The sequence below is a fragment of the Stenotrophomonas sp. STEN147 genome, assembly GCF_056757995.1.
The window spans coordinates 144,564-169,157 of record NZ_JBRRCG010000008.1 but is presented as its reverse complement, the minus strand read 5'-3'; the positions used below and the strand labels follow the sequence as shown (position 1 = coordinate 169,157).

At 66.9% G+C, this 24,594-nt stretch carries 19 protein-coding genes; 8 read left to right on the top strand and 11 right to left on the bottom strand.

The features are described 5' to 3' along the window. Window positions 1-141 precede the first annotated feature (141 nt). From ACVOKU_RS10585 to ACVOKU_RS10575, 3 genes are all read right to left on the bottom strand, one after another. Window positions 142-1,860, bottom strand: coding sequence for a thiamine pyrophosphate-dependent enzyme (locus ACVOKU_RS10585; protein ID WP_128988421.1), 1,719 nt, complete (start codon window positions 1,858-1,860; stop codon window positions 142-144). 109 nt (window positions 1,861-1,969) lie between these two features. Continuing rightward, window positions 1,970-2,821: an XAC2610-related protein gene (locus tag ACVOKU_RS10580; protein ID WP_481559875.1), complete on the bottom strand. Its 852-nt coding sequence runs from the start codon at window positions 2,819-2,821 to the stop codon at window positions 1,970-1,972. Between the two features lie 36 nt (window positions 2,822-2,857). Beyond that, window positions 2,858-3,340 carry a DUF3574 domain-containing protein gene (locus ACVOKU_RS10575; RefSeq protein WP_053517005.1) on the bottom strand — a complete coding sequence of 161 codons (483 nt, stop codon included), beginning with the start codon at window positions 3,338-3,340 and terminating at the stop codon, window positions 2,858-2,860. A gap of 215 nt (window positions 3,341-3,555) precedes the next feature. Between ACVOKU_RS10575 and ACVOKU_RS10570 the strand changes: the two genes are divergently transcribed. The 5 genes from ACVOKU_RS10570 to ACVOKU_RS10550 all read left to right on the top strand — a co-directional run bounded on the left by ACVOKU_RS10570 (window position 3,556) and on the right by ACVOKU_RS10550 (window position 11,721). Continuing rightward, complete coding sequence (locus tag ACVOKU_RS10570; protein ID WP_164150962.1) at window positions 3,556-5,988, top strand: TonB-dependent receptor plug domain-containing protein; 2,433 nt, start codon at window positions 3,556-3,558, stop codon at window positions 5,986-5,988. A 158-nt stretch (window positions 5,989-6,146) separates the two neighbouring features. Beyond that, window positions 6,147-6,905, top strand: coding sequence for a trehalose-phosphatase (gene otsB / locus ACVOKU_RS10565; protein WP_053517008.1), 759 nt, complete (start codon window positions 6,147-6,149; stop codon window positions 6,903-6,905). A gap of 40 nt (window positions 6,906-6,945) precedes the next feature. Further along, entirely contained in the window at window positions 6,946-8,727 is a 1,782-nt protein-coding gene (locus tag ACVOKU_RS10560) for a glycoside hydrolase family 15 protein (protein WP_053517094.1), read from the top strand. Next, on the top strand, window positions 8,724-10,088 hold the full coding sequence (gene otsA, locus ACVOKU_RS10555) for an alpha,alpha-trehalose-phosphate synthase (UDP-forming) (RefSeq protein WP_053517011.1): 1,365 nt from the start codon (window positions 8,724-8,726) through the stop codon (window positions 10,086-10,088). Before ACVOKU_RS10560 ends, otsA begins: the two co-directional genes overlap by 4 nt. 322 nt (window positions 10,089-10,410) lie before the next feature. Further along, the gene (locus ACVOKU_RS10550) at window positions 10,411-11,721 is read left to right on the top strand and encodes an OmpA family protein (protein WP_481559874.1); all 1,311 of its coding nucleotides are present in this window, start codon (window positions 10,411-10,413) and stop codon (window positions 11,719-11,721) included. A 25-nt stretch (window positions 11,722-11,746) separates the two neighbouring features. Here the strand turns inward: ACVOKU_RS10550 and ACVOKU_RS10545 are convergent, their stop codons facing one another. The 4 genes from ACVOKU_RS10545 to rluD are packed head-to-tail and all read right to left on the bottom strand — an operon-like array spanning window position 11,747 to window position 14,424. Continuing rightward, a complete protein-coding gene (locus tag ACVOKU_RS10545) occupies window positions 11,747-12,163 on the bottom strand; it encodes a thiol-disulfide oxidoreductase DCC family protein (RefSeq protein WP_322523394.1) in 417 nt (138 codons plus the stop codon). Continuing rightward, a complete protein-coding gene (locus tag ACVOKU_RS10540; protein ID WP_481559877.1) occupies window positions 12,138-12,644 on the bottom strand; it encodes a DUF4166 domain-containing protein in 507 nt (168 codons plus the stop codon). Before ACVOKU_RS10540 ends, ACVOKU_RS10545 begins: the two co-directional genes overlap by 26 nt. Window positions 12,645-12,664: 20 nt before the next feature. After that, complete coding sequence (gene pgeF / locus ACVOKU_RS10535) at window positions 12,665-13,435, bottom strand: peptidoglycan editing factor PgeF (protein ID WP_481559873.1); 771 nt, start codon at window positions 13,433-13,435, stop codon at window positions 12,665-12,667. Beyond that, window positions 13,435-14,424: a 23S rRNA pseudouridine(1911/1915/1917) synthase RluD gene (gene rluD, locus ACVOKU_RS10530; RefSeq protein ID WP_481559872.1), complete on the bottom strand. Its 990-nt coding sequence runs from the start codon at window positions 14,422-14,424 to the stop codon at window positions 13,435-13,437. Before rluD ends, pgeF begins: the two co-directional genes overlap by 1 nt. Window positions 14,425-14,537: 113 nt before the next feature. Between rluD and ACVOKU_RS10525 the strand changes: the two genes are divergently transcribed. Next, window positions 14,538-15,425 (top strand): outer membrane protein assembly factor BamD, encoded by an 888-nt coding sequence (locus ACVOKU_RS10525; RefSeq protein WP_053517021.1) that lies wholly within the window; start codon window positions 14,538-14,540, stop codon window positions 15,423-15,425. 72 nt (window positions 15,426-15,497) lie between these two features. Here the strand turns inward: ACVOKU_RS10525 and ACVOKU_RS10520 are convergent, their stop codons facing one another. From ACVOKU_RS10520 to sucC, 3 genes are all read right to left on the bottom strand, one after another. After that, window positions 15,498-17,132, bottom strand: coding sequence for an NAD+ synthase (locus tag ACVOKU_RS10520; RefSeq protein ID WP_053517022.1), 1,635 nt, complete (start codon window positions 17,130-17,132; stop codon window positions 15,498-15,500). Between the two features lie 209 nt (window positions 17,133-17,341). Further along, window positions 17,342-18,217: a succinate--CoA ligase subunit alpha gene (gene sucD, locus ACVOKU_RS10515; protein WP_481559871.1), complete on the bottom strand. Its 876-nt coding sequence runs from the start codon at window positions 18,215-18,217 to the stop codon at window positions 17,342-17,344. Between the two features lie 24 nt (window positions 18,218-18,241). Further along, the gene (sucC, locus tag ACVOKU_RS10510) at window positions 18,242-19,411 is read right to left on the bottom strand and encodes an ADP-forming succinate--CoA ligase subunit beta (RefSeq protein WP_005418614.1); all 1,170 of its coding nucleotides are present in this window, start codon (window positions 19,409-19,411) and stop codon (window positions 18,242-18,244) included. A gap of 330 nt (window positions 19,412-19,741) precedes the next feature. Between sucC and ACVOKU_RS10505 the strand changes: the two genes are divergently transcribed. Continuing rightward, complete coding sequence (locus ACVOKU_RS10505; protein WP_053517024.1) at window positions 19,742-21,361, top strand: sensor histidine kinase; 1,620 nt, start codon at window positions 19,742-19,744, stop codon at window positions 21,359-21,361. A 54-nt stretch (window positions 21,362-21,415) separates the two neighbouring features. After that, window positions 21,416-22,789 (top strand): sigma-54-dependent transcriptional regulator, encoded by a 1,374-nt coding sequence (locus ACVOKU_RS10500; protein WP_481559870.1) that lies wholly within the window; start codon window positions 21,416-21,418, stop codon window positions 22,787-22,789. Window positions 22,790-22,858: 69 nt separating this feature from the next. Here ACVOKU_RS10500 and pilB read toward each other — a convergent pair whose 3' ends face one another. Next, window positions 22,859-24,586 (bottom strand): type IV-A pilus assembly ATPase PilB, encoded by a 1,728-nt coding sequence (gene pilB / locus ACVOKU_RS10495; protein WP_481559869.1) that lies wholly within the window; start codon window positions 24,584-24,586, stop codon window positions 22,859-22,861. Window positions 24,587-24,594: the final 8 nt, after the last annotated feature.

Here is a 24,594-nt window from a genome sequence, read left to right as displayed (position 1 = left end):
TGGATGCCGCGGCCAAGCCTCCAGGGACGGATTCACGGCGTCCCCCGCAACCGGACCCACCCCGCCATCCCACGGAAAGCCAGCTGTTGCTGTTGCCTTGGGCTGAAGCGGGTGCAGGGCGCAGCCCTGCATCGCCCCCCCTCACTTCTTCAGGAAGTTGTCCACCAGCAGATGCTTCACGTCGTCGAAGCGGCCATTCAACACCGCCTTGGCCGCATACAGGGCCGTACCCGCCACCTGTTTGGCCTCGATCTGCGGCGGCATCACCAGCTCCGCCCGGCTGGTATGCACGTCCAGCAATGCCGGACCGCGCTGGGCGAGGAAGTCCTGTACGGCCTCCTCCAGGTCCTCGCTGCGGGTGACCGTGCGGCCATGGAAACCGATCACCTCGGCCAGACGGCCGAAATCCGGATTCTTCAGATCGGTGTAGTTGTCCAGCAGCCCTTCCACCTTCTGCTCCAGCTCCACGAAGTTCAACGAACCGTTGTTGAACACCACCACCTTGATCGGCAGTTTCTCCTGCACGGCGGTCAGCAGATCGCCCAGCAGCATCGCCAGGCCGCCATCGCCCGACAGCGAGATCACCTGCCGGCCCGGGAACGCCTTCTGCAGGCCCAGCGCCTGCGGCATCGCATTGGCCATCGTCCCGTGCAGGAGACTGGTAAGCGTGCGGCGACGGCCATTGACGCGGATATGCCGCAGCACCCACACCATCGGCGAGCCACCGTCGGCGGTGAACAACGCATCGTCACTGGCGTATTTCGACAGCAGCGCGGTCAGGTGCTGCGGATGGATCAGTTCGCCCTCGCCCGGCTGCTCCTCCTGCTCACGCTTGGCCAGCGCCTTGTCGCGACGCTCGATGCACTCGTCGAGGAACGTGCTGTCCTCGCGGGGTGGCAGCATCGGCAGTAGTGCATCCAGCGTCGGTGCGATGTCACCCACCACGCCCAGGTTCACCGGATGGCGGCGACCGAGATGGCTGCCATCGCGATCGACCTGGATGATCGTCGCCTTGTCCGGATAGAACTGCCCCCAGGCAAAATCGGCGCCGAGCAGCAGCAGCGTGTCGCACTCCATCAGGGTGTGGAACCCGGATTCGATGCCGAAGATGCCGGTCATGCCCATGTTGTACGGGTTGTCCGGCTCGACGAAGTCCTTGGCACGCGAGGTGTGCGCGATCGGCGCCTGCAGGCGCCGGGCCAGCTCCAGCAGCTGCGCATGGGCGCCCTGGCAACCGGCACCGGCATAGATGCCGATGCGCTTGCCCTGCCCCAGCAACCCCGCGATGCGCTGCAGTTCGCCATCCGACGGGCGCAGCACCGGCTGGGCGTAGTGCACCGAGAACGGCACATCGTGCTTTACCTCGGCCTGGCTGATGTCGGCCGGCAGGATCACCACCGCCACGCCGCGGCGGCTGATCGCCGCCTGGCAGGCCAGGGCGACCACGCGTCGTGCCTGCGCCGGGCTGTGCACCTGCTCGCAGAACACCGTGCAGCTTCCATAGACCGCCTTGAAATCCACTTCCTGGGGGAATTCCATGCCCAGTTCGCTGGTCACCACCTGGCTGGCGATCAGCACCATCGGTGCGCGGTTGCGGTTGCTTTCAAAGATGCCATTGATGAAATGCAGGCCGCCGGGACCGCAGGAGCCGGCACAGGCCGTCAGCTCGCCGCTCACCAGCGAGTCGGCGCCGGCGGCGAAGGCGGCCACCTCTTCGTGGCGCACATGCACCCATTCGATTTCGCTGCGATGCAGTGCATCGGTGACGTGGTTCAACGTGTCGCCGACGATGCCATAACAGCGGCGGACACCCGCCTGCTGCAGGGTATCGACAACGATCTCGGCAACGCGCTTGCTCATCGGATGCATCCTCGAACGGGGGAACGTCCGAGGCTAGACCCGACGAAGTGATGCCTCCGTGGGCAAGCCACGCATCGCCTCGACAGGCAAAGTACAGAGCGATATCGGGTCAATCGTTGACGTTGATCCAGCCCACCACCGCGCCGCGCTTCGGATTGCGATACCGCACCTTCAGCCAACCGTCCTGTTCATCCAACAGTTCCACGCGGTCGCCCTGCAGCAGGTAACGCTGGGTGCTGGGCGCGCCGGGCCGATCGAACAGGAACAGGCGCGCCGGCACCACGGTGGCCTGCTGGCTGCGCAGCGGGCCGTCGGGCGGTGCGCCCAGGCCATCAGCGATCGCGCTCTCCAGCACACGACCGGTGGGATCAAAGGTGTGCCAGACCGCCGAAGGGCCGTGCTCGTCGGCCGGCACCCACCGCAGTGCGGCGTTCAGGGTATCGCCCAGCATCAAGACGCGCTCGGCGCGATACAGATAGAGTTTCGCGCCTGCAAACCGGTACTGGTCCGTGTACCACATCGGGCCGCTGCGGCAGCTGCTGGTCAACGTGCGCGTGGCGGCATCAATGGTGAGCCCCATCAGGCCGCCGCAGTTGTCACGCCCATGGGTTTCGGCCTGCAGCGCGCGGAAACCACCGCTGGCCGGATCGTAGCGATACACCGCCACCGCTTCATTGACCATGCCGACCGACGCCCGCGCAACCAGTTCCGGGCGGCCATCGAAATCAACATCCTCGGCTGACAATCGGGAATTGCCGTCGACGTCCGGGGCACCCGGCAGGCTCAGCCGCTTGCCAGAGGGCAGCAGCTGCACAGCAATGCTGCCGTCCTCCGCCACCTCGGCCTGCACGCCAATGCCAGGTACCGCCTCGAAGCGCAGCGATGCATCGCTGTCAGCAGCGTGCGCCAGCGGTACCAGCAGGCCCGCCAGCACGCCAATCACGGTGTCCCTGTGTCTCATCGTCTTTCCCTGCGGCGCCAGGGCGGCGCCTCCCGGTCAGAACGATACGTCAACGGCCTGCCGCGACCACAGCACCGACTGGTGCCCGGTCTGCTGCTTCCACGCCAGGCGGATGGCTTCGATGTCGGCACGACGCTGCGGGCTGTCTTCGTGCAGCACCACCAGTACCTTGGTGCGCAGGCGGTTCGGCGCAGCGTCACCCCGGAACAGCCACTGGCCGTAGGCATCGAACACGGTCAGGCCATCGGGGAAGCGCGGGGTCACTTCCTTGTCCAGGAACGTCCGCCACTGCGCCTCGCTGATGGTGTCGGCCTGCGGTCGGTTGCCGGCGCCCTGCTCCTCGCCCACCCCGAAGTACAGCTCGCTGCGCACCCAGCCCTGGCCAGCGGACGGGCGTGCGGCATCCCCCTTCAGTTCAGCGGTCGTGGCCGTAGCGTAGGCGCTGGGCGCCTGCGAGGAGAGGCTGGCGCAGCCACTGGCGGCGAGCAGAACGGCGAAGGCAAGGCCAAGGTGTTTCATCGGTACAGCTCCGGGGAAGGGGGACAGTGCGAGCCGGCAGCGTACAGCGCCACCGGCCCGGCGTGCTGATGCCAACAGGGCATCAGCTCATGCCGGACCGGCAGGGGCTTGCATCGGCACCGGCCATCACGCGAAGATAATATATCGCTTCATCCGGATGGATGTAAGTGAAACTATCTCCCCCCTTCCCCGTCGTCGTTGTTGCTGGAGCCCCCATGTCCGCCCGCCTGCCCGCGTCGCCGCTCGGCCTCGCCATTGCCCTTGCGCTCTCCCCCATCGCCCCGGCCCTGGCCCAGGACGCCACCAACCTCGACACCGTGATCGTCACCGGCACCCGTGCCGCCGACCGCACCGTGCTCGAATCCACCTCGCCGGTGGATGTGCTTACCGCCGAGGACATCCGCAAGGCCGGCGTGGTCAACGGCGAACTCGGCAGTGCGCTGCAGGCGCTGTTGCCGTCGTTCAACTTTCCACGCCAGTCCAATTCCGGTGGCGCCGACCACGTCCGCGCCGCGCAGCTGCGCGGCCTGTCGCCGGATCAGGTACTGGTGCTGATCAACGGCAAGCGCCGCCACCACACCGCCCTGGTCAACACCGACAGCAAGATCGGCAAGGGCACCACGCCGGTCGACTTCAATGCCATCCCTGTCAGCGCGATCAAGCGCATCGAAGTGCTTCGCGACGGTGCCGGCGCGCTGTATGGCTCCGACGCCGTGGCAGGTGTCATCAATGTGATCCTCGACAATGGTGGCGACGGCGGCGAGATCGAAGCCAGCTACGGTGCAAATCACACCGATCTGAAGCCGATCGGCCGCACCCTTACCGATGGGCAGGCCGGCAACATCAGCGCCAAAGTGGGCACCTCGCTGGGTGAGGACGGTGGTTTCCTGCGCGTCGGCCTGGAGTACAAGCACCGCAACGGGACCAACCGCGCCGGCTTCGACCAGATTCCACCGTGGGACCAGACCCCGGACAACCTGGCACTGCAGGGCAAGCGCAACTACGTGCTGGGCGATGGTGAGAGCAAGGACATCAACCTGTGGCTCAACACTGAAATCCCGGTCGGCCAGACCTCCACCTTCTACGCGTTCGGTACCTTCAACCAGCGTGACACCGAAGGCGCGAACTATTTCCGCTACCCGGACGGCGAGGCCAACTGGAAGGAGGTCTATCCGAACGGTTACCGGCCGGTCTCCGAAGGCGAGAACCGCGACGTGCAGGCGGTCGCCGGTGTGCGCGGCCAATGGGGTGAGTGGAGCTACGACGGCAGCCTGGACCATGGCCAGAACGATTTCACCTATCGCCTGCGTGATTCGCTCAACGCCTCATTGGGCCCGGCCAGCCCGACACGCTTCAAGACGGCTGATTATGAGTACGCTCAGACCGTCGGCAACCTGGACCTGAGCCGTGTGTTCACCCAGAGCGACAGCATCAGCCATACGCTGGGCCTGGGCGCGGAAGCGCGCCATGAGCGCTACCAGACCCGCCCCGGCGACCCCGCCAGCTATGCGGCCGGCCCGTTTACCGACCGTCCCACCGGCTCGCAGGCCGGCGGCGGCCTCACGCCGCAGGATGCCGCCACCCTGTCGCGCGATGTGGCCAGCGCCTATGCCAGCCTGTCCAGCCAGTTCGGCGATCACTTCTCCAGCGACCTGGCTGCGCGCTACGAGCACAGCGATGATTTCGGCGGCGAACTGACCGGCAAGCTCGGCCTGCGTTACCAGTTCACCCCGGCCTTCGCCCTGCGTGGCGCGATCTCCAACAACTTCCGCGCCCCGTCGCTGGCACAGATCGGCTATGAGTCGACCTCCACTGGCTACAACGCCGGCGGCCAGCTGGTGCAGGGCCGGCTGCTGTCGGTCAACAATCCGATTGCCCGCGGCCTGGGTGCGCAGGACTTGAAGCCCGAGAAGTCGATCAACACGTCGCTGGGCTTCACCAGCCGCATCGGTGAACACTTCGACCTGTCGCTGGACTTCTTCCAGATCGACATCGATGACCGCATCGCGCTGTCCGAAAGCATCACCGGCGATGCGCTGACCGACTATGTGGCCGCCAACTACGGCGTCAGTGGCCTGCAGAGCGCCAGCTTCTTCGTCAATGCCGCCGATACACGTACCCGTGGCGCCGAACTGGTCAGCAACTGGCGGCAGGCGCTGGGCAACGGCCAGCTGCTGCTGACCGGCACTTACGCCTACACCAAGACCACCCTGAAGAACGTGCTGGCCACCCCTGCACAACTGCAGGCGCTCGATCCGGACTATGTGCTGTTCGGCATCGAAGAGACCAACACGCTGACCGACGCCACCCCGCGCACGCGCGGCAGCGTCTCTGCAGCATGGAGCAATGACCGCTGGTCACTCAGCAGCCGGGTGAACCGCTATGGCAGCGTCACCCGTGTCTTCAACTTCGGTGACGGTTACATTCCGCGCCAGACCTACCAGGCCGAATGGCAGCTGGATGCAGAAGTGGAGTATCGCATCAGCGCCCGATGGAGCGTGGCCATCGGCGGACAGAATCTGACCGACAACTACCCGGATCGATCCAATGAGGACATCCATTACTTCGGCAATCTGCCCTACGACGTGCTTTCGCCGATCGGCAGCAACGGCGCCTACTACTACGGCCGCGTCCGTTACACGTTCTGACCGCGGCTGACGCGTGTCTGCGGTGGTGCGGACCACGGGTCCGCACTGCCCCGCTCCGGTACCGCTCCCTCGTACCGGCAACCGGCAGACAGCGCCGACGCACTGTCGTCGCCTGCTCTCGACCCCACGTACACGCCCACGCTGGCAGGCTGGGCGTCATGGCTGAACCGCTCCCCCTGCGTCCGCCACCTCCATTGCTGGACGATGCCTGCGCGTTGTTCCTCGATGTCGATGGCACCCTGATTGAATTCGCTGCACGACCGGACGCCGTGCAGCTGCTGCCCGATGTGCGTGAGGCCATCGGTCGTATCAGCGACCGCCTGGAAGGTGCCGTAGCACTGGTCAGTGGCCGTCCTCTGGCACAGCTTGACCAGTTGTTCGCGCCTCTGCAGCTGCCTGCGGCCGGCCTGCACGGCCATGAACTGCGTGGCCAGGACGGACGCGTGCTGCGCGACGAACATGACGATGACACCGCCGAATGGCTGCATGCCCTGCATCAGCAGGCGATGCGTTTTGCCCATGGCCATCCCGGGGTACTGGTGGAAGACAAGGGTGTGGGCCTGGCCCTGCACTGGCGCGAGGCGCCGCACGCTGGAAGCGAGGTGCGGGCGTTCGCTGACCGCCATGTGCGCGGTCGCTCCAGCTACCGCCTGCAACCCGGCGATCACGTGGTCGAGTTCGTGCCCGTCGGCACCGACAAGGGCCGCGCGATCCGGCGGATGATGCAGTACCTGCCGTTCCGGGGCCGCCTGCCCGTGTTCCTCGGCGATGACCTGACGGATGAATTCGGATTCGACGCCGCCAACGGCCAGCATGGCTGGAGCGTGCTGATCGGCGAGCGTGAACCCAGCGCCGCCGTGTTCGCGCTGCCTGACATACGCAGCGTGCACGCCTGGCTGCGCGAGAATGCCTATTGACCCGGCCACCCCCACGGCCGCAACCGAGATGTACCGCGTGATGACCCAACCCGATCTTGATCTGGGCGTGGTCGGCAACGGCAGCTTCGGCGCCCTGGTCGACAAACATGCCCGTGTCGTCTGGAGCTGCCTGCCCACCTTTGACGGCGACCCCACCTTCTGTGCGCTGCTGGGCCCGAACCAGCAGACAGGCGGCGACTTCGCCGTCGAGCTGGAGGACTTCGCCGACAGCGAGCAGGAATATCTCACCAACACCGCCATCCTGCGCACGGTGCTGCGCGACACGCATGGAGGTGCGCTGGAGATCCTCGATTTCGCGCCACGCTGGCGGCAGAACGACCGCTTCTACCGGCCGGTCAGCCTGATCCGCCAGGTGCGGCCATTGGCCGGCAGCCCGCGTATCGTCATCCGCGCACGGCCGCTGGCCGACTGGGGCGCACGTGTTCCCGAATCCACGTGGGGCAGCAACCACGTGCGCTGGATCCTGCCCGACCACGTGCTGCGGCTGACCACCGATGTGCCGGTCCGGATGGTCCGTGATGGCCTGCCGTTCGTCCTCAACCACCCTGTGCACCTGATCCTGGGCGTGGATGAATCGCTCAACCGCTCGATCAGCGGCTATGTGCAGGAAGCGTTCCAGCGCACGCGTGACTACTGGCGCGAATGGGTGCGCTATCTGTCGATCCCGCTGGAATGGCAGGACGCGGTGATCCGCAGCGCGATCACTCTCAAGCTGTGCCAGTACGAGGACAGTGGGGCGATCATCGCGGCGATGACCACCTCCATTCCCGAAGCTCCCGGCAGCGTGCGCAACTGGGACTACCGCTACTGCTGGCTGCGCGATGCTGCGTTCGTGGTGCGTTCGCTGAACCGGCTTGGCGCCACCCGTACGATGGAGCAGTTCCTCGGCTACATCTTCAACCTCGCCACCACCGACGGCACGCTGCAGCCGCTGTACGGCATCGGATTCGAGGCCAAGCTGGACGAGGATGAAGTTCCCAGCCTGTCCGGCTACCGCGGGATGGGCCCGGTGCGCCGCGGCAACCTGGCCTGGGTGCAGCGCCAGCACGACGTGTATGGCAGCGTGGTGCTGGCCTCCACCCAGCTGTTCTTCGATCGTCGCCTGCAGGACCCCGGGGATGCCCATACCTTTGCCCGGCTGGAACCGCTGGGCGAACAGGCCTTTGCCCTGCACGACGTCCCCGACGCAGGCCTGTGGGAGTTCCGCGGCCGCACCGAGGTGCACACCTACACCAGCGCGATGTGCTGGGCCGCCTGCGATCGCCTGTGCAAGATCGCCGTGAGGCTCAAGCGCGATGACCGTGCACGCTACTGGCGCGAGCGCGCCGACATCATCCACGCGCGCATCATGCAGCGGTCCTGGAGCGAATCGCTGGGCCACTTCACCGACACCTTCGACGGCCACCGCCTGGACGCGTCGCTGCTGCTGCTGGCCGACATCGGCTTCATCGATGCACTCGACGCACGTTTCATCGCCACCGTCGAGGCCATCGGCCGCGACCTCAAGCATGGCAATTCGCTGTACCGCTACATCGCACCGGACGATTTCGGCGAGCCGGAAACCAGCTTCACCATCTGCACCTTCTGGTACATCGATGCGCTGGCGGCGATCGGGCGCATGGATGAGGCACGCGAGATGTTCGAGACGCTGTTGAAGCAGCGCAACCATCTTGGCCTGCTGTCGGAGGACCTGGCCTTCGACAGCGGCGAGGCGTGGGGCAACTTCCCGCAGACGTATTCGCATGTGGGTCTGATCACGGCAGCGATGCGCCTGTCACGTTCCTGGCAGGAGGCATCATGAGTCGTCTGGTGGTGGTGTCCAACCGCGTTGCCGTGCCCGGCGAGAACCGCGCCGGCGGCCTTGCGGTGGGCCTGCTGGCTGCGCTCAAGGAGCGCGGCGGCATGTGGTTCGGCTGGAGTGGCAAGACCGTGCGCGATGGCAGTGGCGCGCTGCATGAACAGCAGGATGGTGACATCCGCTTCGTCACCATGGACCTGAACAAGCGCGAGGTGGACGGCTACTACAACGGCTTCGCCAACCGCACACTGTGGCCGCTGCTGCATTTCCGCCTGGACCTGGTCGACTATGACCGCGGTACGCGCGAGACGTATCACAAGGTCAATGCGATGTTCGCCGACAAGCTCGCGCCGCTGCTGCGCGAGGACGACATCGTCTGGATCCACGACTACCATCTGATCCCGCTGGGTGCCCTGCTGCGCGAGCGCGGCATCGGCTGCCGCATCGGCTTCTTCCTGCACATCCCGATGCCCTCGGCGGACCTGCTGCAGGCCATGCCCGACCACCTGCGGCTGTTCTCCGCGCTGTATGCCTATGACCTGGTGGGATTCCAGACCCAGCGCGATGCCGACCGCTTCCAGACCTACCTGCGGCTGTTCGGCGGCGGTCGCGTGCTCGACAACGGCGAACTGGAGGCCCCGGGGGGGCGCCGCTTCCGCGCTGCCGCCTTCCCGATCGGCATCGACACCGGGCTGATCGCGCGTCAGGCCAGCACCGCAGCGGCCAAGGCCGCCGTGAAGAACCTGCGGGCCAGCCTGCGGGATCGGCAGCTGGCCATCGGCGTGGACCGCCTGGACTATTCCAAGGGGCTGCCCGAGCGTTTCCTCGGCTTCGAACGTTACCTGCAGCGCCATCCCGACCAGCGCGGCACCCTGACCTACCTGCAGATCGCGCCGGTCTCGCGCGGTGATGTCACCGAGTACCGGCAACTGCGCAGCCAGCTGGAACAGATCGCCGGGCACATCAACGGTGGCCATGCCGAGCCGGACTGGACGCCGCTTCGCTACGTCAACCAGAACTTCACCCATGCCACCCTCACCGGCTTCTACCGTGCGGCGGCCGTCGGTCTGGTCACCCCGCTGCGCGATGGCATGAACCTGGTCGCCAAGGAGTACGTCGCCTCGCAGGACCCGGAGGATCCGGGCGTGCTGGTGCTGTCCCTTCTGGCCGGCGCCGCCGATGAACTGAAGCAGGCGCTGCTGGTCAACCCGCACGATCTGGACGGCGTGGCCGATGCCATCGCCACGGCCGCCACCATGTCGCTGCGCAAACGCCAGGAGCGTTGGCACGCCATGATGGAGCACCTGCGCACCTACGACATCAACCATTGGCGGCGCAGCTACCTGGACGCCCTCGAAGGCTGAATCAGGCGGATTCTGTACGCCGAAACTTGACGCTTTTGGCTCGAAAGTAATTGCGCATGCAACCATCCCGCCGCTGTGGCGTGTTCTCCACAGCCGCTGTCGCAAGTGGCACTCAGGCAGGCGAACGTCCTGCTGCCCCAAGGCTTCCAGCCAGCTGCGTGGCGTCCTCGCGACGCCATCGCAGAAAACGAAAGAAAATGAACCGGCGATATTTCATTTCGCATTGACGCGACCTCCCCACAGTGGCGCCCCCAGAGCTCCTGCAATCGACAGAAGCCGCACCGTGCACGACTGCGTGCACATCACTCCGGGGATCCACTGCATGCACGCGTACGACCGTTTCATCGAAGAAGCCAGCCACCGCCTGGGACTGGGCCATCGCACCCGTTGGGTGGTTGATGTGATTGCCGGCTGGATAGCCTCCCACCCGCGGGGACTGGACGGACTGGAGCAGACCTTCGAGCAGGCGGGCCTGGGGGTTCACTTCCGATCCTGGCGGCGTCCCGGGCAGCCGCCGCTGCCGGTGCTGGCCAGCGACCTGCAGCGTGCGCTGGGTGATCCGGTCATGGACCGGCTGGCCCGGCGCAGCAGACTGTCATCGGGGGCGTTCCGGGTCGTGGCCTGCGATCTGCTGCCGGGGCTGATCGCATTGACGTCCCAGCCCATCGAGCCGGCCCCTTCGGAGCCGCGCCAGCTGCGCAACCGCCCGCAGCGGCAGCGACCGCAGATGGCCGGCACCCTGCTCACCCCGCGGGTGCAGGGCATGGCCCTGCGCAGCCTGCTGTGGATGATGGCCGCCGTGGTCGTGCTCGGCGCGACCGCATGGCTGCAGCTGAAGGCACGCACGCCGCTGTGGACGCCACAGGCGATCGTCCGCGAACACGACGCGCGGCTGTTCCTGCACCAGCGCGGCGCGCAGGTCTCGGTCCATGGCAGCCTGCCCAGCGACGCCCTGCGCCGCCGCCTGTGGAGCGCATTGATTGCGGTGCATGGCGAAGGGCACGTCAGTGGTCATATCGAGATCGATCCGCAGGCCCAGTCGCCGCGCTGGTTCGAGCGCCTGATCCGCACCCTGCCCTGCCTGCAGGGCGACGGACTGCGCCTGGAGTTCGCCGGCAACCAGTTGGATATCGACTCCACCGCCCTGAGCGAAGAGCGGCGCCTGGCGATCTCGCGGCAGCTCCGCCAGGATTTCCCCGCCCTGCGGATGAGTGGGCTGTGGGGTCCGGGCCGGGCCGCATTGTCGCGGCTGCCGGCCGATGCCGGCGCCGCGCAGCAGATCGCTGCGCTGAACCTGACCCGGCTGGAGTTCCATCCTGGTTCCAGCGAACTGCGCGGCAGCTCCAGCGAAACGCTGCAGGTGGTGGCCGACGCATTGCGCAGTGCTGCGCCGGGCACACGGGTGGAAGTGGCCGCGCACACCGACAGCCAGGGTGCGTCCGAGGCCAACCAGCAGCTCAGCCAGCAGCGTGCGGACGTGGTGGTGACGGCGTTGCAGGCGCATGGCGTGCCGGCACCGATGCTGGTCGCGGTGGGGTACGGCGAAGAGCATCCGGTAGCCGACAACCGCAGCGAGGACGGCCGCGCGCGGAACCAGCGCATCGCCTACCGGCTGCTTGCAGCTCCGCACTGACAGCGTGCGCAGGCCGCCCGGCGCATCAGTCCAGGAAACGCCCGGCCTGCTGCGCTGTCGGCAGCGTGCAGCGGTCGTGGCGACCGAACCAGCGGTATCGGTTGCGGGCCAGCCTGCGATAGGCGGCATCGCGCCAGCTGCGCGGCAACAGGCGCAGCACGCCCGCAAGCCGCCATGCGCCTCCCAGCCCGGTCAGCACGCGCAGGATCGCGTCCGTGTCGGTCCAGGCGCCCTGCTCGTCCAGCAGCAGAAAGGAGCGCGGGTCCTGCGGATCCAGCCCATGGCTGCGCAGCAGCAGGCTGCCATGCGTACCCTGCATCGCTGCGAAGCGATAGCGCCCGTGGCGGTCCACGCGCAGCAGGAAACGCACCCAGCGGCTGCACAGCGCACAGACGCCATCGAACACGATCACCGCGTCACTGCGGGTCGAGCCAGCCTTCATAACGGATCAGGGCTCCAATCCAGGGCAATGTCACATCAACCCGGAAAGTGTAGCGCTCTGCGGCCCAGGCCTCGCGGCAGCGCACGCCGTCGAACCAGCGCGTCGGCAGCGGCAGCAGGCCGAACGCGCGGACGCTGCGCACCGACCAGTCGATGCCGCCGTCGCGCGCCCGCAGCTCGAATCCGAAGTGCACCGCCCCGAGCTGCTCATGCAGACGGCCTTCCTGTGCCCACAGCCGCGACACCATCGGCCGGCGCCCGAAACGTCGCGCCCACTGCTCGCCTTGCCCGCAGGCGCTGAACACCACCTCGACCGGCAAGGCGTGCCCTTCCTTCGGCAGCTGCGCCAACGCGGCCAGCATGGGCACCAGCCAATGGCGGCCTCGTGCGATCCGCGCCTGCCCGGTACGGCGGCACGGCAGCGGCGCCGCATGCAACGCCTGCACCGGTGCTGCCAGGGTGGCGAAGGCCGGCCCCAGCACCTGCGCGAACAGCGGCACGGTCAGGGAGCGATCCAGGCCAGCGTTGCCATGCGGCCGGTGCGGCGGTCGCGACGGTGCGAATACAGGTCCGGATCGGCAATGGTGGAGATCGTGCCGCCAGACACCTGGGCCGGGTCCACGCCCACGGACTGCAGGCGCTGGCGCGCCAGTGCGAACAGATCGACCTTCCAGTGCCCCGCGCGGGTGGCCACGAAGGAGGCGGCCGCCGCCGGTTCGTGGCCGACAAAGGCCTGATACACCTCTTCGCCGATCTCATAGTCGGCAGGCCCTGCCGCCGGGCCCAGCCAGACCCGCAGCTGCGACGGCGCGGTGCGCATCGCGGCTACCGTGTGTTCCAGCATGCCATCGGCCAGGCCGCGCCAGCCCGCATGGGCGGCGCCCACTTCGCTGCCGTCGGCGGCGGCAAACACCACCGGAAGGCAGTCCGCGGTCAGGATGGCCAGCACCACCCCCGGCACCGACGTCACCGCAGCATCGGCCACCGGCTCGCTGGCCCCGGCCACTGGCGGGCCATCAAAGCGCAGCACGGTGGTGCCATGCACCTGGCGCAGCCAGTGCGGCGCGGAGGGCAGCGCCAGTCCCTGCTGCAGCAGTTGCCGGTTGTGTTCGACGTTGGCCGGCGCATCACCATCGGCTGCGTGCCGGTTGCCCAGATTGAACTGGGCAAAGGGTGCCGGCGAAATGCCTGCGCCATGCCGGCGTGTGGTCAGCGCCTGCACGCCCGGCGGCGCCGGCCAGTCAGCCTGCAGCAACGGCAGCGCGGTCGCCATCACCAGCGATCCCGCTCGCGCTCGGCAAAGGCCTCGCTGTCTTCGCGCAGCACCTTCATCAGGTGCAGCATGTCGTCCGGTACCGGCGCCGAATTGCGCACCGGCTCGCCGGTGATGGGATGCACGAACTCCAGCGTCTCGGCGTGCAGGGCCTGGCGCTTGAAGCCACGCAGTGCGGCCACCAGTTCGTCGCTGGCGCCCTTGGGCAGCTTCAGCGCACCGCCATACAGCGGGTCGCCGATGATGGGGTGGCGCAGGTGCGCCATATGCACGCGGATCTGGTGGGTGCGGCCGGTTTCCAGGCGGCACTCCAGCGCGGTGTGCGCCCGGAAGCGCTCGCGCAGGCGGTAATGGGTGATCGCGTCCTTGCCGTCTTCGCGCACCGCCATCTTCAGGCGGTCGCGCGGATGACGGTCGATCGGCGCATCGGCGGTGCCGCCGGCCACCAGAGCGCCCATCACGATGGCCAGATACTGGCGGTGCACATCACGCGCGGCCAGCTGTTCGACCAGGGCCGTCTGCGCCTCCAGGGTGCGGGCGACCACCATCACGCCGCTGGTGTCCTTGTCGAGGCGATGCACGATGCCGGCGCGCGGCAGAACCGCCACCGACGGGTCGCGGTACAGCAGCGCATTGACCAGGGTGCCGCTGTGGTTGCCGGCACCCGGGTGGACCACCAGGCCGACCGGCTTGTTGATCACCAGCAGGTGCTCGTCCTCGAACAGCACGTCCAGCGGGATGTCCTCCGGCTGGGCATCGGTCTGGGTCTCCAGCACCACGTTCAGGGTCACCACCTCGCCACCGCGCAGCGGATCGCGCGGCCGCGCCTGGGCGCCATCGAGCAGGACGTCGCCGGCCTTGATCCATTCGGTCAGGCGTGAACGGGAGTAGTCGGGGAACAGTTCGGCCACGACGGCGTCGAAACGCCGGCCGGCGGCGGTGTCGGGGACGATGGCCTGGCGGGCCGATTCGGAGGGTTGTTCAGACATGGCAGGGGGCTATCTTTGAAATTTTGGGGTCCCGGCGGTCGGTTTCAGTCGCAGGACAGGACACTAGGCTATCATCGACCCTTCGTATTCCAGACGCGTCCCGCCTTGACCCCATGATCCGACGCTCCGCCATGCTCTCCGCGCCCGTCCGCCTCACCGCCCTGCTGCTGGTGCTGGTCATCGCCGCCACCGGCTGCCATCGCGGCGCCAAGAAGGGTGATCGCCCCGACGAGGGGACGCCGGTCGAACAGCTGTACGAGAAGAGCCACACGCTGATGAAGGGGGGCAACTGGAGCGGCGCCGAAGCCAGCTTCCGTCGCCTGGTGGCCCAGTACCCCTACGGCCCGTATACCGAACAGGCGATGATCGAAACCGCCTACGCGCAGTACAAGGCCGGCAAGCACGACGATGCGGTGTCGAGCATCGACCGCTTCATCCGGACCTATCCGACCCATCGCAACATCGCCTACCTGTATTACCTGCGCGGCCTGGCCAACTCCAACCGCAATACGGTTTTCCTGCGTCGCGTATGGTCCCTGGACCCCAGCCGCCGCGATCTGTCCACGCCGCACCAGGCGTATTCGGACTTCAACATCGTCGTTGACCGCTACCCGAACAGCCGCTACGCCGCCGACGCGCGCCAGCGGATGATCGAGCTGCGTGACGTATTCGCCCAGCACGAGCTGGACAACGCGCTGTACTACATGCGCCGTGGCGCCTGGGTGTCGGCCGCCGGCCGCGCCAACTACCTGCTGGAAACCTATCCGCAGAGCGCCTTCCAGTACGACGCCGTGGCGGTCCTGGCCGACTCCTACACCCACCTGGGCAACAAGACCCTGGCCGACGATGCCCGGCGCGTGCTGGAGCTGAACCAGCCCGATCACCCGTGGCTGGCAGGCAACTGGCCGAAGTACCCCTGGATGATCCGCAAGCTCAACCCGTTCGCAGGCGAGAAGTCCGCCAGTACCGGCCAGCGCAACGCGCGACTGGAAAAGAAGTAAGAAAAGGGCCCCGCAAGGGGCCCTTCCTTTTTGTGGGGCCCGCCATGGCCGGGCCCTGCGGAGGCGCGGGCCTCAGCCCTTGTAGCCGTTGCTGATCGGATAGCGGCGTTCGCGGCCGAAGGCGCGACGGGAGACCTTCGGCCCCGGTGCGGCCTGGTGCCGCTTCCACTCGCTGATGCGCACCAGCCGCAGCACGCGGTCGACCACGGCCGCATCGTAACCGGCTGCAACGATCTCGGCGCGCGACTGCTCCTGGTCGACGTAGCGGTACAGGATGCCGTCCAGCACGTCGTAGGCCGGCAGCGAATCCTGGTCCAGCTGGTTCTCGCGCAGTTCGGCCGACGGCGGGCGGCTGATCACGGCCGGCGGAATCACCGGCGCGCCCCCCACGGTATTGCGCCACTTCGACAGACCGAATACTTCGGTCTTGTACAGGTCCTTCAACGGCGCGTAGCCGCCACACATGTCACCGTAGATGGTGGCGTAGCCGACCGCATACTCGCTCTTGTTGCCGGTGGTGAGCAGCAGGCCACCGAACTTGTTGGCCAGCGCCATCAGGATCACGCCGCGGCTGCGCGACTGCAGGTTCTCCTCGGTCACATCCGGGGTTGTGCCCTCGAACAGCGGCGCCAGCGATTCCATCAGGCCCTTGAACGCCGGCTCGATCGACACCGCTTCCAGCTTCACTCCCAACGCCTGGCACTGCTCTGCAGCCAGATCGTTGGACAGGCCTGCGGTATAGCGTGACGGCAGGCGCACGGCAGTCACGTTCTCGGCCCCCATCGCATCCACCGCCAGGGCCAGCACCAGGGCCGAATCGATGCCGCCGGACAGGCCCAGCCACACCTTCGTGAAACCATTCTTGCGGCAGTAATCCTGGATGCCACGGGTCACCGCGCGCCAGGCCAGGGCGTCCATGCTCTCGTCGCCATCGTCCATCCAGACGTGCGGCATGAAGCGACGGCTGGCGCCGTCGTACTCCACCACCAGCCACTGGTCGACAAACGCAGCGGCAGCCGGGTGCACCGTACCGTCGCCATCGGCCACCACCGAAGCGCCGTCGAATACCAGTGCGTCCTGGCCACCGACAACATTGAGATACGCGATCGCCGCACCGCTCTCGCGGGTGCGCGCGGCCAGCACGGCATCGCGCTGGGCGTGCTTGCCGCGCTCGTAGGGCGAGGCATTGGGCACCACCACCAGCTGCGCGCCAGCACGCACGGTATCGGCCAGCGGCTCAGCGAACCACAGGTCCTCGCAGATCAGCAGGCCCACCGGAATGCCGTCGACGTCGAACACGCAGCTGCCGCCATCAGGATCGACGTCGAAGTAGCGGCGCTCGTCGAACACCGCGTAGTTGGGCAGCTCGCGCTTGCGATAGGTCTGTTCGACCCGGCCATCGCGCAGCACGCTGGCGGCGTTGTACACCACCGCGCCCGCCGCCTGCGGCCAGCCGACCACGGCGGTAATGCCGCGGCAGGCAGCTGCAATGCGCGCGATCGCCTGCTCGCATTCGTACAGGAACCCCGGACGCAGCAGCAGGTCTTCCGGCGGATAGCCGCTGACCGCCAGCTCGGGGAACATCACCAGCCCGGCGCCATGCTCGTCGCGCGCCTGGCCGATCATCTCGATGATGCGCTCGGTATTGCCGGCGACATCGCCGACCGGAAAATCGAACTGCGCCATCGCGATGCGGATCGAAGCCATGGAAGGTCCAGCCTGTGGTTGCAATGGCCCATTGTAACGCCGCACCGTGTGCCTGCCGGGCGGACCCTGCAGGTAGCGCCGGGCCATGCCCGGCGGATGACTGCGCGACGCCCAGACGCAGAAAAGCCGCCCGAAGGCGGCTTTTCCAAAGCAAGCCGAGCATGGGCTCGGCTCTACAGAATCGTGCCGGCCAGAGGCCGGCGACGATCTTACTTCACCAGCTTGGCGATGGCAGCGCCCAGGTCGCCCGGCGAACGCACGGTGACGACACCCGCCGCTTCCATGGCGGCGAACTTGCCTTCCGCCGTACCCTTGCCGCCGGAGGCGATCGCACCGGCATGGCCCATGCGCTTGCCGGCCGGCGCCGAAGCACCGGCGATGAAACCGACGACCGGCTTCTTCACGTGGTTCTTGATGTATTCCGCACCGGCTTCCTCGGCGTCGCCACCGATCTCGCCGACCATGATGATGCCTTCGGTCTGCGGGTCTTCGTTGAACAGCTTCAGGCAGTCAACGAAGTTCAGGCCGTTGATCGGGTCGCCGCCGATGCCGATGCAGGTGGACTGGCCCAGGCCGACTTCGGTGGTCTGCTTGACCGCTTCATAGGTCAGCGTGCCCGAACGCGACACAATGCCGATCTTGCCGGGCTTGTGGATGTGGCCCGGCATGATGCCGATCTTGCACTCACCCGGGGTGATGACACCCGGGCAGTTCGGGCCGATCAGCACGGTGTCCGGGTGCGAAGCCTTCAGCACGTTGTCCACGCGCAGCATGTCCAGCACCGGGATGCCTTCGGTGATGCAGACGATGACCTTGATGCCGGCAGCTGCGGCTTCCAGGATCGCGTCGGCCGCGAACGGCGGCGGCACGTAGATGACCGAAGCATCGGCGCCGGTGCTCTGCACGGCGTCGGCAACGGTGTTGAAGACCGGCAGGTCGATGTGGGTGGTGCCACCCTTGCCCGGGGTCACGCCGCCAACAACCTGGGTGCCGTACTCGATCATCTGAGTCGCGTGGAAGGTGCCCTGCTGGCCGGTGAAGCCCTGCACGATCACCTTGGTGTTCTTGTTAATCAAAACAGACATGGGAATTTCCTTCGGTGTCGTGGATCAGGCGGCGTTCTTGACCGCTTCAACGACTTTCTTGGCGCCGTCGTTGATGTTGTCAGCCGGGATGATGGCCATGCCGCTGTCACGCAGCAGCTGCTTGCCTTCTTCCACGTTGGTGCCTTCCAGGCGCACCACGACCGGCACCTTGACGCCCACTTCCTTCACGGCGGCGATGATGCCCTCGGCGATCATGTCGCAGCGGACGATGCCGCCGAAGATGTTGACGAAGATGCCTTCCACCTTGTCCGAGGACAGGATCAGCTTGAACGCTTCGATGACGCGCTGCTTGTTGGCACCGCCGCCCACGTCCAGGAAGTTCGCCGGCTCGCCGCCGTTGAGCTTGATGACGTCCATGGTCGCCATGGCCAGGCCGGCGCCGTTCACCATGCAGCCGATGTTGCCGTCCATGGTGACGTAGTTGATGTCCAGCTCCGAAGCGGTCACTTCGGTTTCATCTTCCTGGGACTTGTCGCGCATCGCGACCAGTTCCTTGTGGCGGAAGTTGGCGTTGTCGTCGCTGTTGAACTTGCCGTCCAGCGCGTACAGGTTGCCGTCGTCCAGGATCGCCAGCGGGTTGATCTCAACCAGCGCCAGGTCCTTTTCGTTGAAGATGCGGTACAGGTTCACCATGATGTTGGCGAACTGGCCGGCCTGCTTGGCGGTCAGGCCCATCTTGAAGCCGATGTCACGGCCGTGGTAACCCTGCACCCCCTCGACGAAGTCCACATTCAGGGTGTGGATCTTGTCCGGGGTCTCGGCAGCCACCTGCTCGATTTCCATGCCGCCTTCCGAGGAGGCGATGTAGCTGATGGTGCGGGTGCCGCGATCCACCAGGACCGACAGGTACAGTTCCTTGACGATCTCACCGGCGGTGGTCACCAGCACCAGGTTGATCGGCAGCTCGACGCCGGCGGTCTGGTAGGTGGCCATCTTGGTGCCGAGCATCTTGGCCGCTGCGGCCTTCACGTCATCGACGGTCTTGCAGAACTTGACGCCGCCAGCCTTGCCGCGGCCGCCAGCGTGGATCTGCGCCTTGACCATCCAGGGGCCCTGGCCCAGCGACTGGGCGACTTCAACCGCCTCGTCCGGAGTAGCCGCGACCTTGCCGGCCGGGACCGGGATGCCGTATTCGGCAAGCAGTTGTTTTGCCTGGTATTCGTGGAAATTCATGCGTCACCGTGGGAATAGGAACGACCGCACGCAATTCCTCAGGGCCTCCGGGGGAGGCACCGGCACGGACCGCGGCGGGCCCACTATTGTGGCCGAGCCGGCGCCGGGGCGCAAAGAAGTCTGTACGGAGTACCGGATCCGGGCGGATTTCCGCCGTCATTCAGGCAGTTGCGGATCGCCGGCAGCCGCCCGGCCACCCTCGCCACAGGCCGATTGCGCGACGCGGACCCGCGGCCGGGCATCGCCACGACCGTATACTGGGCATCTGCGTCCGCTCGGGCATGCCCGTCGCACAACCCAGATCCAGGCAGCCAGAAGGGGAGTTCCGGCGTGTCACCCAGTGCTTCATTGATCGACCGCATCGAATCGATTCCGCGGCGCGAGCTGTACTTCTTCGCCCTGTACCGGGTGCTGATCGCAGCCGTCATCGCCGCCCTGCTGTACAGCCCGTTGTCGATGATGGTCGGCGAGGCCCACCACCCGCGGCTGGCCTACACCGTCGGCGCGGCCTACCTGGCGTTGTCGCTGCTGGCCCTGGCGATCGGCCGCAACGAACGCTGGCTGCGACCGATCGTGGTCACCGGCGTGCTGGTGGACATCATCGCCGCCATCCTGCTGGCCCACGCCCTGCCCGGCGCCAGTGCCGGCATCTCGATGTCGCTGCTGTTCAACATCGCTGCGGCCGCCACCCTGCTGCCGCTCAGCTGGGGCCTTGGGCTGGCCCTGGCGGCGAGCCTGGCAACGGTGGGCGAATACCTGTGGAAGCTGCTGGAGGGCGGCGACCCGACCCGCACCCTGGCCGAGCTGGCGATGTTCACCACCAGTTACCTGGCCCTGGCCTTCATCAGCTACCAGGTCGGCAGCCGCGCCCGCCGCAACCAGCAGCTGGCCAACCAGCGCGGTGACGAGGTGGCCAATCTGTTCCAGATCAACGAACTGATCATCCGCCGCATGCGCACCGGCGTGCTGGTGGTGGATGCCGACAGCCGCATCACGCTGGCCAACGAGGCTGCCTCGATGCTGCTCGGCGACAGCGACGGTGCGGGCGGAACCGGCCGCCTCGATCTGGCCAGCGTTGCACCCGAGCTGGCCCGTCGCCTGCAGCGCTGGCGCAACGGCTGGACCCAGGACGAACTGCCGCTGCAGCTCAACCCGGACCAGCCCGAAGTGCAACCGCGCTTCGCGCGCCTGCTGGCCGGCAGCGAACTGGCCCTGGTCTTCCTGGATGATTCCAGCGTGGTGTCGCGGCGCGCCGAGTCGCTCACCCTGTCGGCGATGGGCCGCTTCTCGGCCAGCCTGGCCCATGAGATCCGCAATCCACTGGCGGCGATCAACTATGCCGTGCAGCTGCTGGAAGAAGGTACCGGCTTCAACGAAAGCGACCGCCGCCTGCTGCAGATCATCCGCCAGCAGTGCCAGCGCACCAACGGCATCGTCGAGAGCGTGCTGGGCCTGGCCCGGCGCGAACGTGCCACGCCGGAGAACGTGGATCTGGTCGCCTTCGTGCGCCGCTTCGTGCTGGAGTACAAGCAGGGCCAGACGCTGGAAACCGACAGCATCGAACCGATCGTCAGCGACACCTCGGTGCCGGCGCAGGTCGACACCCGCCACCTCTACCAGGTGCTGACCGTGCTGGTGCACAACGCCCTGAAGTACGGCCGCATCGGCCAGCAGCCGGCCCGCGTGCGGCTGCGTGTGGCCCGGCACGAACGCAGCGCGGTGATCGATGTGATGGACCGTGGCCCCGGCATTCCCGAAAGCGTGGCGGCGCAGCTGTTCCGGCCGTTCTTCACCACCTCCGAGCACGGCACCGGCCTGGGCTTGTACATCGCCCGCGAATTGTGCAGGGCCAACCAGGCACGGCTGGATTACATCCCGGTGCCGGCAGGCGGCTCGTGTTTCCGCTTGGTCCTGCCAGGTCCGCACACCCTGCTGCCCGATGGATCCTGATTCTGTGCGTCAAACATTTGTCGCTTTCAGCCCCCTCGTTTATCTTTTCCGCCCATGAACGAAACCCGCAGCGCCCTCGTCGTCGACGACGAACGCGACATCCGCGAACTGCTGGTGCTGACGCTCGGCCGCATGGGGCTGCGCATCAGTACTGCAGCCAACCTCGCCGAAGCGCGCGAGCTGCTGGCCAGCAATCCCTATGACCTGTGCATCACCGACATGCGCCTGCCGGATGGCAACGGCATCGAGCTGGTCAGCGAGATCGCCCAGCATTACCCGCGCACGCCGGTGGCGATGATCACCGCTTTCGGCAGCATGGATCTGGCAGTGGAAGCCCTGAAGGCAGGCGCCTTCGACTTCGTCAGCAAGCCGGTGGACATCGCCGTGCTGCGCGGGCTGGTCAAGCACGCGCTGGAATTGAACAACAGCGAGCGGACCGTACCGGGCCCCGTCGCCGAACAGGGCGCGCGGCTGCTCGGCAACTCGCCGGCGATGGACGTGTTGCGTGCCACCATCGGCAAAGTGGCGCGCAGCCAGGCCCCGGTCTACATCCTCGGCGAATCCGGCGTCGGCAAGGAGCTGGTCGCGCGGACCATCCACACCCAGGGGGCACGTGCTGCCGGGCCGTTCGTGCCGGTCAACTGCGGCGCGATTCCCGGCGAACTGATGGAGAGCGAGTTCTTCGGCCACCGCAAGGGCAGCTTCAGCGGCGCCCACGCCGACAAGCCCGGCCTGTTCCAGGCCGCCCATGGCGGCACCCTGTTCCTGGATGAGGTCGCCGAGCTGCCGCTGCAGATGCAGGTGAAGCTGTTGCGCGCGATCCAGGAGAAGTCGGTGCGCGCGGTGGGTGCGGCCAGCGAGGAACCGGTCGATGTACGCATCCTGTCGGCCACCCACAAGGATCTGGCCGAGCTGGTCGAGGACGGCCGCTTCCGCCACGACCTGTACTACCGCATCAATGTGATCGAACTGAAGGTGCCACCGCTGCGCGAACGCCGCCAGGATCTGCCGGAGCTGGCCGCTGCCGTGCTGGCACGGCTGGCCCGCAGCCACGGCCGCACCACGCCGCTGCTGGCGCCCTCGGCGCTGGAGGCACTGGCGCAGTACGCCTTCCCCGGCAACGTGCGCGAACTGGAGAACATCCTCGAGCGCGCGCTGGCCCTGGCCGAGGAAGACCGCATCGGTGTCGACGATCTGCGCCTGCCGCAGCACGCCCCCCGCATGCCCGGCAACGGCACGGCCGCCGAAGCCGTGGTCGATCTGCAGCCGGGCAGTGCCGCCCTGCCCTCGTACATCGAACAGCTCGAACGCAGCGCCATCCAGCGCGCGCTGGAAGAAAACCGCTGGAACAAGACCCGTACCGCCGCGCAGCTGGGCATCACCTTCCGCGCGCTGCGCTACAAGTTGAAGAAGCTGGGCATGGAGTAAGGGCCGCAAGGCCCAGCGGTCGGGTCCCTTTCCGCAGGAAAGGGATCTGACCCCGCCAGCACAACCGCGTCAATCCTTGGTAACGCGGTTGATCTCGGCCAGGCTGGTCACGCCCGCCGCGACCTTCCTCAATGCCGACTGCCGCAGGTCATTGACCCGGATCGCCTGCGCGGCTTCGGCAATCTGCAGCGCATTGCCACCGGCCAGCACGATCGTGGCGATCTCGTCGGTCATCGGCATCACCTGGTAGATGCCGGTGCGGCCCTTGTAACCCTCGGTGCATTCTTCACAGCCCACCGCCTCATGCAGCTGGATGCCCTCGTCCAGCTGGGCCTGGGTGAAGCCCTCGGCCAGCAATGCATGCTCCGGCAGCTGCGCCGGGCGCTTGCAGTTCGGGCACAGCCGTCGCGCCAGACGCTGGGCGATCACAAGGGTCACCGAGCTGGTGATGTTGTACGGCGCGATGCCCATGTTCATCAGGCGCGCGATGGTCTGCGGCGCGTCGTTGGTATGCAGGGTGGACAGCACCATGTGGCCGGTCTGCGCGGCCTTGATGGCGATCTCGGCGGTCTCCAGGTCACGGATTTCGCCGACCATGATGATGTCCGGATCCTGGCGCAGGAACGAGCGCAACGCAGCGGCGAACGTCATGCCGCGCTTGTTGTTCTGCTGCACCTGGTTGACGCCGGGCAGCCGGATTTCCACCGGGTCTTCCGCCGTGGAGATGTTGCGCGTCTCGTCGTTGAGAATGCCCAGCGCGGTATACAGCGACACCGTCTTGCCCGAACCGGTCGGCCCGGTCACCAGCACCATGCCATACGGCTTGTGGATCGCCTCCAGGAACAGCTTCTGCTGGTCGGGCTCATAGCCGAGCTTGTCGATGCCCAGCTTGGCGGCACTGCCGTCGAGGATACGCAGCACGACTTTCTCGCCGAACAGGGTCGGCAACGTGCTCACACGGAAATCGATCTGCTTGGACTTGGACAGGTTGAGCTTGATGCGGCCATCCTGCGGCACGCGCTTCTCGGCGATGTCCAGCTGTGCCATCACCTTCAGGCGCGCGGCGATGCGCTGGTTCAACTTCACCGGCGCGCGCGCGACCATCTTCAACAGCCCGTCGATGCGCAGGCGCACGCGGTAATCGTCTTCGTACGGCTCGAAATGGATGTCCGACGCGCCCTTGCGGATCGCATCGACCAGCACCTTGTTGACGAACTTCACCACCGGGGTGTCGTCGCCCTTGGCATCGATGCCGGAGTCGCCGCCCGCGCCATCCTCATCGCCCAGGCCCACGTCGAGGTTGGCCATCCCCTCATCGTCACCGCCCAGCGCGTCACCCAGCGTGTCGTGGCTGGCGTGCCACTGTTCCAGAGTGCGGCGGATCTGGTCCTCGTCGACCAGGATCGGCTCCACCACCAGGTTGGTGTGGAACTTGATCTCGTCCAGTGCGTGGGTCGGGTTGCTGGTGCCGACGAACAGCTTGCCGCCACGCTTGAACAGCGGCAGTACGTTGTGCTTGCGCAGCAGTTCCTCGCTGACCAGGCTCATCGCGTTCTGGCTGGCATCGAAGGTCGAGACGTCGAACAGCGGCATGCCGAACTCAACCGCATTGGCCGCGGCCAGCTGTGCTGCCCCCACCACCTTGTTCTGCGCGAACCACTGCGGCAGCGGCTGCCGCGCGGCGGCGGCCCGGGTCATGGCGTCGCGGGCGGTGGCCTCGTCCAGTGCACCATCCTGGACCAGGCGGCGCGCCAGCCCGGTGATGCCGACAAGGTTGGGGGATGAAACAACGCTCATGGGAGTCC